The following is a 14,626-nucleotide window of genomic DNA, read 5'->3' as shown; positions in this document are numbered from 1 at the left end:
GAGACAACCATGCAAAACGCATTCAAAGCGGCGCTGAAGGCGGGCCGCCCGCAAATCGGTTTATGGCTGGGGCTCACCAGCAGCTACAGCGCCGAGCTGCTGGCCGGGGCAGGCTTCGACTGGCTGCTGATCGACGGCGAGCACGCGCCGAACAGCGTGCAAACCGTGTTAACCCAATTACAGGCCATCGCGCCCTATCCCAGCCAGCCGGTGGTGCGCCCGTCGTGGAACGACCCGGTGCAGATAAAACAGTTGCTGGACGTGGGCGCGCAAACCCTGCTGGTGCCGATGGTGCAAAACGCCGACGAAGCGCGGCTGGCGGTACGTGCCACCCGCTACCCGCCCGCGGGCATTCGCGGGGTCGGAAGCGCCCTGGCGCGCGCCTCGCGCTGGAACCGCATCCCGGATTACCTGCAGCAGGCCAACGACGCCATGTGCGTGCTGGTGCAGATTGAAACCCGCGAGGCGCTAAAAAATCTGCCGCAGATCCTGGACGTGGAAGGCGTCGACGGCGTGTTTATCGGCCCGGCGGATCTGAGCGCCGACATGGGCTTTGCCGGCAATCCGCAGCACCCGGAGGTGCAGGCCGCCATCGCGCAGGCTATCGCGCAGATCCTCAGCGCGGGCAAAGCGCCCGGCATCCTGATGGCGAACGAGCCGCTGGCGAAACGCTACCTCGAGCTTGGCGCGCTGTTTGTCGCCGTCGGCGTCGACACCACCCTGCTCGCCCGCGGCGCCGAAGCGCTGGCGGCACGCTTTATCGAACAACCGGTTACGTCAGTTAATAACAATAAATCCGTCTACTAAACGTAAGATCTGGAGCGCACCATGACGACCTCTACCCTGCAACCCCATGATAATAAAGCTGTTGAACATCGCGCCATTAACAAGCTGTTCCGACGCCTGATCGTCTTTCTCTTTATCCTGTTTGTCTTTTCGTTTCTCGATCGTATCAACATCGGCTTTGCCGGGCTGACGATGGGCAAAGATCTGGGCCTCACGTCGACCATGTTTGGCCTGGCCGCGACGCTGTTTTACGTCACCTACGTGCTGTGCGGGATCCCGAGCAACATCATGCTGGCGAAGATCGGCGCGCGGCGCTGGATCGCCGGGATCATGGTGGTGTGGGGCATCGCCTCCACCTGCACCATGTTTGCCACCAGCCCTGAAACGCTCTACGTTCTGCGCATGCTGGTGGGCATTGCCGAAGCGGGCTTCCTGCCGGGGATTTTGGTCTACCTCACATGGTGGTTCCCGGCCTATCACCGCGCCCGCGCCAACGCGCTGTTTATGATCGCCATGCCGGTGACCATGATGCTCGGCTCGATCCTCTCCGGCTACATTCTGGCGATGGATGGGCTGTGGAACCTGAAGGGCTGGCAGTGGCTGTTCCTGCTGGAGGGGCTGCCGTCGGTGGTGCTCGGCGTGGTGACCTGGTTTTACCTCAACGACACGCCGGATCAAGCTACCTGGCTCGACGACGACGAAAAGCAGGCGCTGAAAACGATGATCGCCCGCGAGCAGGAGGTCGCCATTGCACAGTCCGTCACGCCGCGATCGACGCTGCGCGAAGTGCTGACCCCGGCGGTGCTGCTCTACACGCTGGCCTACTTCTGCCTGACCAACACGCTCAGCGCCATCAACATCTGGACGCCGCAGATCCTGCAAAGCTTCAACACGGGGAGCAGCAATATCGTCATCGGTCTGCTGGCGGCGATCCCGCAGTTTTGCACCATTCTCGGGATGATCTGGTGGAGCCGACGCTCCGACAGGCTGAAAGAGCGAAAAAAGCACACCATCCTGCCGTACCTGTTCGCCGCGGCGGGATGGATGCTGGCCTCGGCCACCGATCACAGCCTGATCCAGCTGCTTGGCATCATTATGGCCTCAACCGGATCCTTTACCGCCATGGCGATATTCTGGACCACGCCGGATCGGGTGATTAGCCTGCAGTCCCGCGCGGTGGCGCTGGCGGTGATCAACGCCATCGGCAACGTCGGATCCGCCGTCAGCCCATTGCTGATTGGGATCCTGCGCGACGCGACCGGCAGCTTCAGCTCCGGACTGTGGTTTGTGGCCGGGCTGCTGGTGGTCGGCGCGCTGGTGCTGACGCGCATTCCGATGACGCAGCGCGAAAGCCTTGAGCGCGAGCCGGGCGTCGCGGCGCATAAGATCCACTAGGGAGCCGCCATGTGCCAGAGCCCCATTACCAACATCGACATCAGCAAGGAGTACGACGAAAGTCTGGGCACCGACGATGTGCACTACCAGTCGTTCGCGCGCATGGCGGCCTTTTTTGGCCGCGACATGCAGGCGCACCGTCACGACCAGTATTTTCAGATGCACTTTCTCGATACCGGGCAGATTGAACTCCAGCTCGACGATCACCGCTACTCGGTGCAGGCTCCGCTGTTCGTCCTCACGCCGCCGTCGGTGCCGCACGCGTTTATCACCGAATCCGACAGCGACGGACACGTGCTGACGGTGCGCGAGGATCTGATCTGGCCGCTGCTGGAGGTGCTCTACCCCGGCACGCGGGAAGCGTTTGGCCTGCCGGGGATCTGCCTCTCGCTGGCCGACAGGCCGGACGAGCTGGCGGCGCTGAAGCACTACTGGCAGCTTATCGCCCGGGAATCCACGGAACAGCTGCCGGGGCGCGAACATACTCTGGTCCTGCTGGCGCAGGCGGTGTTTACCCTGCTGCTGCGCAACGCGAAGCTCGACGACCACGCTTCGGGCGGCATGCGCGGCGAGCTTAAGCTGTTCCAGCGCTTTACCCAGCTGATAGATGCCCACTACCACCAGCACTGGACGGTACCGGAATACGCCAGCGAGCTGCACCTGACCGAATCCCGCCTGACCGATATCTGCCGCCGCTTCGCCAACCGCCCGCCGAAGCGGCTGATCTTCGACCGCCAGCTGCGGGAAGCCAGGCGGCTGCTGCTCTTCTCCGACAGCGCGGTCAGCGACATTGCCTGGCAGCTGGGGTTTAAGGACCCGGCCTATTTTGCCCGGTTTTTTAATCGCTTAGTGGGATGCTCGCCTAGCGCGTATCGGGCGCAGAAAGTACCGGTGTCGCCTGTTCCCCTCTCCCAAAGGGAGAGGGAGTAACCGTCCCCTCTCCCTTTGGGAGAGGGTTAGGGTGAGGGAAATCACACTCTGCGATCTCTCGCGAAAAGTACCCGCCGTTGTCCCAATCGTCCCTTCACGTTCCGCCCCTCTCAGGCTTCAATTAAACAACAAAAACAAAACATAAATTTAACAACCTTATTCCGATACGAGGTCCCTATGAAGCCTGAAGATTTCCGCGCTGATGCCAAACGTCCGTTAACCGGCGAAGAGTATTTAAAAAGCCTGCAGGACGGCCGTGAGATTTATATCTACGGCGAGCGCGTCAAAGACGTCACCACCCATCCGGCGTTTCGCAACGCGGCGGCCTCCATCGCACAGATGTACGACGCGCTGCACAAGCCGGAGATGCAGGACACGCTCTGTTGGGGCACCGACACCGGCAGCGGCGGCTATACCCACAAGTTCTTCCGCGTGGCGAAAAGCGCCGACGACCTGCGCCAGCAGCGCGACGCCATCGCCGAGTGGTCGCGCCTGAGCTACGGCTGGATGGGCCGCACGCCGGACTACAAAGCCGCGTTCGGCTGCGCGCTCGGCGCCAACCCGGCCTTCTACGGCCAGTTCGAACAGAACGCCCGCAACTGGTACACCCGCATTCAGGAAACCGGCCTGTACTTCAACCACGCCATCGTTAACCCGCCGATCGACCGCCACAAGCCGGCGGACGAGGTGAAAGACGTCTACATCAAGCTGGAGAAAGAGACCGACGCCGGGATTATCGTCAGCGGCGCGAAAGTGGTGGCAACCAACTCGGCGCTGACCCACTACAACATGATCGGCTTCGGCTCCGCGCAGGTGATGGGCGAAAACCCGGACTTCGCGCTGATGTTCGTCGCGCCGATGGATGCCGAAGGCGTGAAGCTGATCTCCCGCGCCTCTTACGAGATGGTGGCAGGCGCAACCGGATCCCCGTACGACTACCCGCTCTCCAGCCGCTTCGACGAGAACGACGCGATCCTGGTGATGGATCATGTGCTGATCCCGTGGGAAAACGTGCTGATCTACCGCGATTTCGACCGCTGCCGTCGCTGGACGATGGAAGGCGGCTTTGCGCGGATGTACCCGCTGCAGGCCTGCGTTCGCCTGGCGGTGAAGCTCGACTTCATCACCGCCCTGCTGAAGAAATCCCTGGAGTGCACCGGCACCCTGGAGTTCCGCGGCGTGCAGGCGGATCTCGGCGAAGTGGTGGCCTGGCGCAACATGTTCTGGGCGCTGAGTGACTCCATGTGCTCCGAAGCCACCCCGTGGGTCAACGGCGCGTATCTGCCGGATCACGCCGCGCTACAAACCTACCGCGTGATGGCGCCGATGGCCTACGCGAAGATCAAGAACATCATCGAGCGTAACGTGACGTCCGGGCTGATCTACCTGCCGTCCAGCGCCCGGGATCTGAACAACCCGCAGATCGACCAGTATCTGGCGAAGTACGTGCGCGGCTCCAACGGCATGGATCACGTCGAACGCATCAAGATTTTGAAGCTGATGTGGGACGCCATCGGCAGCGAGTTTGGCGGCCGTCACGAGCTGTACGAAATCAACTACTCCGGCAGCCAGGATGAGATCCGCCTGCAGTGTCTGCGCCAGGCGCAGAGCTCTGGCAACATGGACAAAATGATGGCGATGGTCGACCGCTGCATGTCCGAATACGACCAGCACGGCTGGACGGTGCCGCACCTGCACAACAACAGCGATATCAACATGCTCGACAAGCTGCTGAAATAGCGCAGCGGGAGGTTGCAATGCATTCAGATGAACAACGCCTGCGTTTTCGCGACGCAATGAGCAGCCTGTCGGCGGCGGTTAATGTGATCACCACCGAGGGCGAGGCGGGCCGCTGCGGCATTACCGCCACCGCCGTCTGTTCGGTCACGGACACCCCGCCGTCGGTTATGGTGTGCATCAACGCCAACAGCGCCATGAACCCGGTATTTCAGGGCAACGGCAGGCTGTGCGTTAACGTGCTGAACCACGAACAGGAGATCATGGCTCGCCATTTCGCCGGGATGACCGGTATGACGATGGAGGAGCGCTTTGCCCTCTCCTGCTGGCAGAAAGGACCGCTGGCGCAGCCGGTGCTCAAGGGCGCGCTCGCCAGCCTTGAGGGCGAGATTAGCCAGGTGCAAACCATCGGCACGCATCTTGTCTACCTTGTTGAAGTTAAGAACATTATTCTGAGTGACGCGGGACACGGTCTGATCTACTTCAAGCGCCGTTTCCATCCGGTCATGCTGGAGGCGGAAGCCGCCGTGTGATCCCCCCTCGCGCTGGCCTTTTTCTTCGGCCAGCGCCGCTTTCTACAAAAACTCCTAAGGTTTCCGCTAAATCACGCCGTTATATACCCATAAGAGAAATTTTCTGTGACTGAATACTGACACCCTTTGTCAGTGCATCCGCATCATTCAGCGCATACCTAAATATACAGGATGACCTTATGGCTAAAACGACGCGGAGCCGCTCGGCTGAACGTCTGGTCGATATTCTGGTTGAGCTACATTTAAACGGTGTGGTAAACCGCAGTGCGCTAATGGAAAAATTTAAAATTACCGAGCGTACCGTCTACCGGGATTTAAATGCCCTCTCTCCCATTGTTGAGCATACCGGTAACGGGCTATATCGGCTGATCCATTCTGCGCAATCACCCGGCGGACAAGGCTTACATCACACCCTTGCTAACTTCCTGAATGCTGACAGCTTTTTCCCTGAAAGAAATATGGAATTCTGGACAAAGCTTGAAACGCGCGTTGACGAAAACCATATTCTCATTCTTGGAAATGAGGCAGAACACACGGTAGAACGTGATATTCGCCGTCATTTAACGAAAATCGAGAGATCGATTAAAAACCATAATGTTTGTCAAATCGTTTATAAGGGAAAAACCCGTCTGATTAATCCCTATAAACTCATTAACAAAAAAAATATATGGTATTTACAAGCCACCGAAAATAGCCGCCTGAAATCCTTCTCATTGAGCCAGATTAGCTGGTTTGATATTCAGAAAACGACCTTTACGCCCGAAGAAAATGTCCTTGAGCTGCTGGAGAAAAGCCTCGATCCCTGGGTGTCTGAAAATACTTTCGCGGTGAAAATATTTATCAAAGATAATATTTCACATTACTTCCTGCGCCGCGATCTTCTGCCGGAACAGGAGCTGCTGGAGGAGCAGCAGGGCGGCGTCACGCTGCGCTGCCAGGCGGCGCACGAGAACCAGATCCTGCCGCTGCTGTTCTACTGGCTGCCCCATATTCAGATTCTGGAACCGAACTGGCTGAAGGAAAAACTGATTAGAACGCTGGAGAACTATCTGGCGGTGGAGCGTAATCCGAATAATCAAGTGATCTCAATCACATAATTTCGCCCCCTGGCGGCGAGCCGGAACCGCTCGTCGCCCCCTTTGACCGCTCACCCGGCACTTTCAACCACTCATTCATTTACCGTCCTTTACACGCGCGAGGATCTGGCACGATCGCTCCAGCATTAATCAATACCTCCTCACAACGAACCCTGACCCTTTTTTCTTTACATAAAAAACCAGGTCTTACTATGGATACTAAAAAACTACTGAAGCACGTGCCCTGGGCCTTACTCGGGATCCTCGGCGCTTTCTGTCTGGCGGTTGTCGCATTACGCCGGGGCGAACACGTAAGCGCCCTGTGGATCGTGGTCGCGTCGGTTTCCGTCTATCTTGTTGCTTATCGCTACTACAGCTTGTACATCGCGCAGAAGGTCATGAAGCTCGACCCGACGCGCGCCACCCCGGCGGTCATTAACAATGACGGCCTGAACTACGTGCCAACCAACCGCTACGTGCTGTTTGGTCACCACTTTGCCGCTATCGCTGGCGCAGGCCCGCTGGTGGGCCCGGTGCTGGCCGCGCAGATGGGCTACCTGCCGGGTACCCTGTGGCTGCTCGCCGGCGTAGTGCTGGCGGGTGCGGTGCAGGACTTTATGGTGCTGTTTATCTCTTCTCGCCGTAACGGGGCCTCTCTGGGTGAGATGGTCAAAGAAGAGATGGGCCGCGTGCCGGGGACGATCGCCCTGTTCGGCTGCTTCCTGATTATGATCATCATCCTCGCGGTGCTGGCCCTGATCGTGGTGAAAGCGCTGGCCGAAAGCCCGTGGGGTGTCTTCACCGTCTGCTCAACCGTGCCGATTGCGCTGTTCATGGGGATCTACATGCGCTTCCTGAGACCGGGACGCGTGGGCGAAGTGTCGGTGATTGGTATCGTACTGCTGGTGGCCTCCATCTACTTCGGCGGCGTGATTGCGCACGACCCGTACTGGGGCCCGGCGCTGACCTTCAAGGACACTACCATTACCTTCGCGCTGATTGGCTATGCGTTTATCTCCGCGCTGCTGCCGGTCTGGCTGATTCTGGCCCCGCGTGACTACCTCGCGACCTTCCTCAAAATCGGCGTTATCGTCGGTCTGGCGATCGGTATCCTGGTGATTAACCCGGACCTGAAAATGCCTGCGGTAACCCAGTACATCGACGGTACCGGCCCGCTGTGGAAAGGCGCCCTGTTCCCGTTCCTGTTCATCACCATCGCCTGCGGTGCGGTCTCCGGCTTCCACGCCCTGATTGCCTCCGGTACCACGCCTAAACTGCTGGCGAACGAGAAAGACGCGCGTCTGATCGGCTACGGCGCGATGCTGATGGAGTCCTTCGTGGCGATCATGGCGCTGGTTGCCGCGTCTATCATCGAACCGGGTCTCTACTTCGCGATGAACACCCCGCCTGCGGGCCTCGGCATCACCATGCCAAACCTGCACGAGATGGGCGGTGACAACGCGGCGCTGATTATGGCGCAGCTGAAGGACGCGAGCGCACACGCGGCGGCGACCGTCAGCTCCTGGGGCTTCGTGATTTCGCCTGAGCAGATCATGCAAACCGCGAAGGACATCGGCGAACCGTCCGTGCTGAACCGCGCCGGTGGCGCGCCGACGCTGGCCGTCGGTATCGCACACGTGTTCCACAAGGTGCTGCCGTGGGCGGACATGGGCTTCTGGTACCACTTCGGTATTCTGTTCGAAGCGCTGTTCATCCTGACCGCGCTGGACGCCGGTACCCGTGCGGGCCGCTTCATGCTGCAGGACCTGCTCGGTAACTTCGTGCCGTTCCTGAAGAAAACCGACTCTCTGGTGGCGGGCATTCTGGGTACTGCGGGCTGCGTAGGCCTCTGGGGCTACCTGCTGTATCAGGGCGTTGTCGACCCGCTCGGCGGCGTGAAGAGCCTGTGGCCGCTGTTCGGTATCTCTAACCAGATGCTCGCAGCCGTTGCTCTGGTGCTCGGTACCGTGGTCCTCGTGAAGATGAAGCGCACCAAATACATCTGGGTAACCGTTGTTCCTGCGCTGTGGCTGCTGCTCTGCACCACCTGGGCGCTTGGCCTGAAGCTGTTCAGCGCCAACCCGCAGCTGGAAGGCTTCTTCTTCATGGCTAACCAGTACAAAGAGAAGATTGCCGCAGGCGGCGCGGACCTGACCGCGCAGCAGATTGCCAACATGAACCATATCGTGGTGAACAACTACACCAACGCGGGTCTGAGCATTCTGTTCCTGGTGGTGGTGTACAGCATCATCTTCTACGGCATCAAAACCTGGCTGAAAGTGCGCAACGCCGACGGCCGTACGGATAAAGAAACCCCGTACGTGCCGGTGCCGGAAGGCGGCGTGAAGACCTCTTCACACCATTAATCCGCAATCCTCCCCCTCTCCCTTTGGGAGAGGGCTGGGGTGAGGGGAACATAAGCCCAGCGGACTCACATCGCCGGGCTTTTTCTGTCTGGAACCCACAATGTTTGGTAACTTAGGCGAAGCAAAAAAATACCTCGGTCAGGCGGCGAAAATGCTGATTGGCATTCCGGACTACGACAACTACGTTGAGCATATGAAGACCAACCATCCGGATAAGCCGTACATGACCTACACCGAATTCTTCCGCGAGCGCCAGGAAGCGCGCTACGGCGGAAGTGGAGAAGGCGGCGTTCGCTGCTGCTAAAGGAGAGACCATGACCCCGATTGCCGTTACCCTGCTGACCGGTTTCCTCGGCGCCGGTAAAACCACCCTGCTGCGCCACATCCTGAACGAACAGCACGGCTTCAAAATCGCCGTCATCGAAAACGAATTCGGCGAGGTCTCCGTTGACGATCAATTGATCGGCGATCGCGCCACCCAGATCAAAACTCTGACCAACGGCTGCATCTGCTGCACCCGCTCTAACGAATTAGAAGACGCCCTGCTGGACCTGCTCGACAGCCGCGATCGCGGCGAGATCGACTTTGACCGCCTGGTGATCGAGTGCACCGGCATGGCCGACCCCGGCCCGATTATTCAGACCTTTTTCTCTCACGAGATCCTCTGCCAGCGCTACCTGCTGGACGGCGTCATTGCCCTCGTCGATGCGGTCCACGCCGACGAGCAGATGAACCAGTTCACCATCGCCCAGTCTCAGGTGGGCTACGCCGACCGCATCCTGCTGACCAAAACCGACGTGGCGGGCGAAAGCGTTAAGCTGCGTGAGCGCCTGACGCGCATTAACTCCCGCGCGCCGATTTATACGGTGACGAATGGCGACCTCGATCTGTCTCAGCTGTTCAACACCAACGGCTTTATGCTGGAAGAGAACGTCACCGCAAAACCGCGCTTCCACTTTATGGGAGACAGGCAAAACGACGTGGCGTCGATAGTGGTGGAGCTGGACTACCCGGTGGACATCGGCGAGGTTTCGCGCGTGATGGAAAACCTGCTGCTGTCGTTTGCCGACAAGCTGCTGCGCTACAAAGGAATGCTGTGGATTGACGGCGAGCCGAACCGCCTGCTGTTCCAGGGCGTGCAGCGCCTGTACAGCGCAGACTGGGACAGACCCTGGGGCGATGAAGCGCCGCACAGCGTGATGGTGTTTATCGGTATCCAACTCCCGGAAGAAGAGATTCGGGCGGCGTTTGCGGGGCTGAAGAAATAACAGCCATGCATCCCCTCTGCCCAGTAATTTATTAACCTGAAGCGATGAACGTTGCTTCAGGTTAATTAATGACTTACAGCGACGCCCTGGTCCGGCTGTAAATCGCCGAAGCGTTTCCGTAAGGCCGGGGCGAGGCGCAGGGATGCGCCGAGAGGGCGTGGCCTGCAGGGATGCAGGCTCATGCCCGACCCGATAGCCTGAAGGAATAAGCTGAGGGCACCGCGAAGCGGCGATTTACCGCCGGGAGCCCGGGTCGCCAGGGTGGTGGCGATTGAGCCACCCTGGCACGTTCACCGGTCATGCCGTTACAGAGTAGCAAGGAACATGAAGTGAACGGAATGACCACTAGAGCCGTATGTTCCCCCTCACCCCAGCCCTCTCCCTCAAGGGAGAGGGGGCGTCTGTGCAGGCATTATTTTGTGGGGATACTTATTTCACCGCCTCCGGCAGGGTCACAATCCACAGCTCGCTGTCCGACTCCGGCTTCTTCAGCGGCTTCACGCCGAGCGTGGTTTCCACCGGCTTATCATCCAGCGTCAGCTTGCCTTCCGCGTTCACCCGATAATCCTTGAGCTTCTTGCCCTCGACCGGGTTTTGCATCGCCACCTTCACGCCAAAGTCGTTATCGTTCGCTACCGCAAGCGTTTTGCTGTCGATCAGCGCCAGCCCTTCGGCCTTCTCCTGCTGCCAGCCCAGCGCGCGCAGATCGACGACCTGCGTTTTAGCCGCAAGGGTAATGCCGCGCTGCGCCAGGGTTTTCTCATCATCAAACTCCGGGTATTCGCCCGGCTTGTCGAAGGTGGTCAGGTCGCTCGCCTTGCTGAGATCCACCTTGTAAATCAGGTTACGCATCCCGTCGTTTTTATCGCTTCCCTGCTCAATCAGCAGGATGTGCTGGTCATCGAGCGCCACGATGTCGCCGATTTTGGCGTCGCTGTTTTTGCTGTAGGCCGCGCTGTCGATAGGGTAACCGTACATCGCCGTTTTCCCGGTCGCCGGGTCGAAGCTCACCAGACGCGTAAACAGCGCCTGCTTTTTGCTCTTGCCGTCAATATCCAGCGTGCTTTGCACGGCGGCGATAATCCGCCCGTCCGGCATCCGGGTCAGGCCTTCAAAGCCCCGGTTCGCCTGGCGCCATTTGATGATGTTTGGCAGGCCGCCCGCGATGGATTTCTCCCCTTCCGCGGCCTGCGGCCCGTGGATCGCCAGGATCTTCCCTTTGCTGTCGACGTTAATCAGGAACGGGCCATATTCGTCGCACAGCCAGTAGCCGCCTTTGCCGTCCGGGGTGATGCCTTCCGTGTCTAGCCCACGGTTGTCACCCTTCAGGATCTTGAGGGTGTCGCTGAACGCCACTTCATTGGTGGAGCCAATCACGCCGCTTTGCAGCGGCAGACCGTTGATCTCGCCTTTATCATCATGCAGCGGGCGGGCGTCGACAGCCTCCGCTTTGCCGTTCTGAACGCGGATGGTCATCAGCAGCGGCGCGAAATCAGGTGTGACAAATATTTTGGCTTCGTTTTTACCCATTTTTGGCGCATCGGCGTTTGGACCGCGATCGGTCACGGTCGCAAAGGTCAGGGCGTCGCCCTGCTTGCCCGTAAACAGCAGGCCGGAGCCAATGCCCACGGGTAGTCCGTTCGGAAACGCGCTGGCAAACGCGCCGCTGTAGCTCACGTGGGAGCCTTCAGGGAAGCTGACGACATAGCGCTCAGCAGTAGGCTGCGCCGCCAGGCCAGAGAAAGAGAGCGCACAGCCGATTAGCACAGGAATAATTTTTCTTTTCATATTGTTAGCATCCAGTTAGTGAAGCCAACAACGTAAAGAATAAACGTGTCAGAAAAATGACATGGAAGGGAAACCGGCCTGCGCGATTGAACGTATATTCATCGCTCGAAATGTAAGGCTTTGTTGTTTTGTGTGACAGGCGAAACATTTTTGGAAATTATTAGAAACCCAATTAATTCATCTCAAATCACTATCCCCGCCTCGTTCAGTTTATGTTTAGTCAAAAAACTAAACGGTTCCTAAACGCTAAAAACATCCCCTGTTGACACCCCGACAATCAAACATCATTGCAACAACTTCAATAAAAAAGTTAACAATATCAGTATAAAACAGCGATTTATATCACATTTGCAGTCATTAACATCGCTTGTTAAGGTGCGCCCAGATGAATTTAATGACGAGGCAAAAAACATGAAAAAACTGAATATCCTTCTTCTTTCTGCTCTGGCTGCCGTATCGGGTTCCGCACTGGCGATGGGCGGCACCGTTGAGCAGGGTAAAAACTTTACCAACCTCAATCTGGAAATGGGGAAATCCTCATCCGGTGTTTATCTGGAAAGTAACTGGCTCAAAAACACCGACGACGGTACCCAGACCGGCGGCGTGGGCGCAGGCTACAACCTGGGTCTTGGCCCGGTGATGCTGAACGCGGGCGCAAAAGCCATCTACCTCGGCCCGAAAAAAGGCGATAACGGCGTGGCGTTCCCGATTGGCGGCGGCGTAAACGTTGCTCTGACCGACAGCATCCACGTGTACGGTGAAGGCTATGTCGCACCAGAAGGCCTGAACAACAGCGTGAAAAACTACGTCGAAGCCAACGGCGGCGTAAGCTGGACGCCAATTACGCCAGTGACCCTGAAAGTGGGCTACCGCCACGTGAGCGTGGACGGTAAAGACGGTCGTCCTGGCCACACGCTGATTGACGGCGCATATGTAGGCGGTGGAGTCACCTTCTGATGAAACACCGCATTACCGCGCTTTGCGTTCTGAGCCTCACGCTGATGCTCGCCGGCTGCGTCCAGTACAAATGGGTGAAACCGGGCGTCAGCGATGCTGAGATGAATAAAAAGCTCACGGAATGCGAAGCGCAGGCGCTGATCGATCTGCCCCCGGATAACGTCGTGACCGGCTCGAGCTCGGAAAAAACGGACAAAAAGAACAAGAAAAAGGATATTTCCACGAGCTACACGGTTGAAGACGCGAATGAATATCGCCGGGATACGTTAGTTGACAGCTGCATGTTTAAAAACGGCTGGGACAAGATCGAAGTGCAATAATCTCTTTAAAAAAACCTGCCGGCTGGCAGGTTTTTTTATGACCTCTTACTTATGCACCACCACCAGCTTCTGGTTCACAAACTCTTTGATCCCCAGATCCGACAGCTCGCGCCCGTAGCCGGAGCGCTTCACGCCACCGAACGGCAGCTCTGGCGCGGTATCGGTGAGCCAGTTGATGTACACCATCCCGGTCTCAATCCGCGACGCCATTTTCTTCGCGCGCTCGATATTCTGGCTGAATACCGCCCCGCCCAGGCCGTAGTGGGAGTCGTTCGCCAGCGCGACCGCCTCGTCGTCGTTTTTCACCACGTACATCTGCGCCACCGGGCCGAAGAACTCTTCGAAATACGCCGGGTTATCGCGGGAGATATTCGTCAGGATCGTCGGTTCGAAGAAACTCCCGTCGCGCTGCGCCGGTTTGCCGCCATAGTGCAGCGTGGCGCCGTTTTTCACCGCCTCGTTAACCTGTCTGGTCAGCGTTTCGAGCGCATCTTTAGACGACAGCGGCCCCAGCGTGGTGCTTTCGTCCAGCGGATCGCCAATCTTCACCTGCTTAAACGCCTCGGTGAATTTGCTCAGGAAGGCATCCGCAATCTTTTCATGCAGGATAAAGCGCTTCGCCGCGGTACAGACCTGCCCGGCGTTGTTGAGCCGCGCGTTAACGCCAATTTTCACGGCCTTCTCAAGGTCTGCATCGTCCAGCACCACGAACACGTCGTTACCGCCCAGCTCCAGCGTGGATTTCTTAATGTGCTTCGCCGCCTGCGCGGCCACCGCGCTGCCGGCCTTTTCGGAGCCGGTTAATGCGGCGCCCTGCACGCGATCGTCAGCAATGATATTCGCCACCTGCTCGGACGAGATAAACAGGTTGGTCCACGCCCCTTCCGGCGCCCCCGCCTCGCGCACCAGATGGGCAAAGGTCTCGGCGCAGTGCGGCACGATGCTGGCATGTTTGGCGATGACGGGGTTACCCGCCGCCAGGTTTGGCGCCAGGACGCGCATCAGCTGGTAGTACGGGAAGTTCCACGGCTCAACGGCCATCAGCACGCCGATGGGGTGATGCTCCACCCAGGCTTCACCGAGCTCAGAGTCGTACTTCTCCGGGGCCAGGAACCGCTTCGCGTTGTCGGCGTAGTAGCGGGCGATCTGCGCGCACAGCTTCACCTCGCCGCGGCTCTGTTCGATGAGCTTACCCATCTCCTGGCTGGCGATTTTCGCCAGATCCTCCACACGCTCGTCGATCAGATCGGCAAGCTTATGCAGCACCGGCAGGCGCTGGCTGATGTCGCCTTTCGCCCAGTCCGAATGATAAAGCGCATCGGCCGCCTTCAGCGCCGCTTCGATATCCGCGTCGGTATGTGAGGGGTATTCTTTGATGAGCTGGTTAGTGGCAGGATTTACTGTCTGATAAGCCATGTCGAATCTCCTTGTTTTACCGCTTAGGGTATTAAGGGTAGTCAACATGACTGG

The 14,626-nt window shown here is 58.4% G+C and carries 13 protein-coding genes; 11 read left to right on the top strand and 2 right to left on the bottom strand.

Annotation, left to right across the window (positions count from 1 at the left end; genetic code table 11):
- Positions 1 to 9 precede the first annotated feature (9 nt).
- The 9 genes from hpaI (at position 10) to yjiA (ending at position 10,091) form a co-directional block, all read left to right on the top strand.
- Positions 10 to 807: a 4-hydroxy-2-oxoheptanedioate aldolase gene (hpaI, locus tag UR289_RS11940; RefSeq protein ID WP_033144559.1), complete on the top strand. Its 798-nt coding sequence runs from the start codon at positions 10 to 12 to the stop codon at positions 805 to 807.
- 21 nt (positions 808 to 828) lie between these two features.
- Positions 829 to 2,181, top strand: coding sequence for a 4-hydroxyphenylacetate permease (gene hpaX / locus UR289_RS11935; RefSeq protein WP_320710226.1), 1,353 nt, complete (start codon positions 829 to 831; stop codon positions 2,179 to 2,181).
- Between the two features lie 9 nt (positions 2,182 to 2,190).
- Positions 2,191 to 3,111 carry a 4-hydroxyphenylacetate catabolism regulatory protein HpaA gene (gene hpaA, locus UR289_RS11930; RefSeq protein WP_033144557.1) on the top strand — a complete coding sequence of 307 codons (921 nt, stop codon included), beginning with the start codon at positions 2,191 to 2,193 and terminating at the stop codon, positions 3,109 to 3,111.
- Between the two features lie 177 nt (positions 3,112 to 3,288).
- Complete coding sequence (gene hpaB, locus UR289_RS11925) at positions 3,289 to 4,851, top strand: 4-hydroxyphenylacetate 3-monooxygenase, oxygenase component (RefSeq protein ID WP_033144556.1); 1,563 nt, start codon at positions 3,289 to 3,291, stop codon at positions 4,849 to 4,851.
- 17 nt (positions 4,852 to 4,868) lie between these two features.
- The gene (locus UR289_RS11920; protein ID WP_047173281.1) at positions 4,869 to 5,381 is read left to right on the top strand and encodes a 4-hydroxyphenylacetate 3-monooxygenase reductase subunit; all 513 of its coding nucleotides are present in this window, start codon (positions 4,869 to 4,871) and stop codon (positions 5,379 to 5,381) included.
- Between the two features lie 179 nt (positions 5,382 to 5,560).
- A complete protein-coding gene (locus UR289_RS11915; protein ID WP_320710223.1) occupies positions 5,561 to 6,478 on the top strand; it encodes a helix-turn-helix transcriptional regulator in 918 nt (305 codons plus the stop codon).
- A gap of 191 nt (positions 6,479 to 6,669) precedes the next feature.
- On the top strand, positions 6,670 to 8,823 hold the full coding sequence (locus UR289_RS11910) for a carbon starvation CstA family protein (RefSeq protein ID WP_047346241.1): 2,154 nt from the start codon (positions 6,670 to 6,672) through the stop codon (positions 8,821 to 8,823).
- A gap of 100 nt (positions 8,824 to 8,923) precedes the next feature.
- On the top strand, positions 8,924 to 9,127 hold the full coding sequence (locus UR289_RS11905; RefSeq protein WP_003856610.1) for a YbdD/YjiX family protein: 204 nt from the start codon (positions 8,924 to 8,926) through the stop codon (positions 9,125 to 9,127).
- Between the two features lie 10 nt (positions 9,128 to 9,137).
- Positions 9,138 to 10,091 (top strand): GTPase, encoded by a 954-nt coding sequence (gene yjiA, locus UR289_RS11900; RefSeq protein ID WP_320710220.1) that lies wholly within the window; start codon positions 9,138 to 9,140, stop codon positions 10,089 to 10,091.
- Between the two features lie 429 nt (positions 10,092 to 10,520).
- On the opposite strand, the gene UR289_RS11895 is transcribed toward yjiA, so the two are convergent.
- On the bottom strand, positions 10,521 to 11,879 hold the full coding sequence (locus tag UR289_RS11895) for an esterase-like activity of phytase family protein (protein WP_320710218.1): 1,359 nt from the start codon (positions 11,877 to 11,879) through the stop codon (positions 10,521 to 10,523).
- A 411-nt stretch (positions 11,880 to 12,290) separates the two neighbouring features.
- Between UR289_RS11895 and UR289_RS11890 the strand changes: the two genes are divergently transcribed.
- Together UR289_RS11890 and UR289_RS11885 are read left to right on the top strand one after the other, a co-directional pair.
- Complete coding sequence (locus UR289_RS11890) at positions 12,291 to 12,836, top strand: YfaZ family outer membrane protein (RefSeq protein WP_023310269.1); 546 nt, start codon at positions 12,291 to 12,293, stop codon at positions 12,834 to 12,836.
- The gene (locus UR289_RS11885; RefSeq protein ID WP_320710217.1) at positions 12,836 to 13,156 is read left to right on the top strand and encodes a hypothetical protein; all 321 of its coding nucleotides are present in this window, start codon (positions 12,836 to 12,838) and stop codon (positions 13,154 to 13,156) included. The genes UR289_RS11890 and UR289_RS11885 overlap by 1 nt, the downstream gene beginning before the upstream one ends.
- Positions 13,157 to 13,201: 45 nt before the next feature.
- Here the strand turns inward: UR289_RS11885 and UR289_RS11880 are convergent, their stop codons facing one another.
- The gene (locus UR289_RS11880; RefSeq protein ID WP_033144550.1) at positions 13,202 to 14,572 is read right to left on the bottom strand and encodes an NAD-dependent succinate-semialdehyde dehydrogenase; all 1,371 of its coding nucleotides are present in this window, start codon (positions 14,570 to 14,572) and stop codon (positions 13,202 to 13,204) included.
- Between the last annotated feature and the right edge of the window lie 54 nt (positions 14,573 to 14,626).

The organism is Enterobacter sp. 302C9 (genome assembly GCF_034106085.1).
In the GTDB taxonomy this organism is placed as follows: domain Bacteria; phylum Pseudomonadota; class Gammaproteobacteria; order Enterobacterales; family Enterobacteriaceae; genus Enterobacter; species Enterobacter asburiae_B.
Note: the sequence above shows the minus strand (reverse complement) of the source record. Positions and strands in the feature narration are given on the sequence as shown.

What these genes read in the sequence shown, in the direction of transcription:
- hpaI (WP_033144559.1), top strand. Translation starts at nt 10, where the DNA reads ATGCAAAACGCATTCAAAGCGGCGCTGAAGGCGGGCCGCCCGCAAATC.
- hpaX (WP_320710226.1), top strand. Translation starts at nt 829, where the DNA reads ATGACGACCTCTACCCTGCAACCCCATGATAATAAAGCTGTTGAACAT.
- hpaA (WP_033144557.1), top strand. Translation starts at nt 2,191, where the DNA reads ATGTGCCAGAGCCCCATTACCAACATCGACATCAGCAAGGAGTACGAC.
- hpaB (WP_033144556.1), top strand. Translation starts at nt 3,289, where the DNA reads ATGAAGCCTGAAGATTTCCGCGCTGATGCCAAACGTCCGTTAACCGGC.
- UR289_RS11920 (WP_047173281.1), top strand. Translation starts at nt 4,869, where the DNA reads ATGCATTCAGATGAACAACGCCTGCGTTTTCGCGACGCAATGAGCAGC.
- UR289_RS11915 (WP_320710223.1), top strand. Translation starts at nt 5,561, where the DNA reads ATGGCTAAAACGACGCGGAGCCGCTCGGCTGAACGTCTGGTCGATATT.
- UR289_RS11910 (WP_047346241.1), top strand. Translation starts at nt 6,670, where the DNA reads ATGGATACTAAAAAACTACTGAAGCACGTGCCCTGGGCCTTACTCGGG.
- UR289_RS11905 (WP_003856610.1), top strand. Translation starts at nt 8,924, where the DNA reads ATGTTTGGTAACTTAGGCGAAGCAAAAAAATACCTCGGTCAGGCGGCG.
- yjiA (WP_320710220.1), top strand. Translation starts at nt 9,138, where the DNA reads ATGACCCCGATTGCCGTTACCCTGCTGACCGGTTTCCTCGGCGCCGGT.
- UR289_RS11895 (WP_320710218.1), bottom strand. Translation starts at nt 11,879, where the DNA reads ATGAAAAGAAAAATTATTCCTGTGCTAATCGGCTGTGCGCTCTCTTTC.
- UR289_RS11890 (WP_023310269.1), top strand. Translation starts at nt 12,291, where the DNA reads ATGAAAAAACTGAATATCCTTCTTCTTTCTGCTCTGGCTGCCGTATCG.
- UR289_RS11885 (WP_320710217.1), top strand. Translation starts at nt 12,836, where the DNA reads ATGAAACACCGCATTACCGCGCTTTGCGTTCTGAGCCTCACGCTGATG.
- UR289_RS11880 (WP_033144550.1), bottom strand. Translation starts at nt 14,572, where the DNA reads ATGGCTTATCAGACAGTAAATCCTGCCACTAACCAGCTCATCAAAGAA.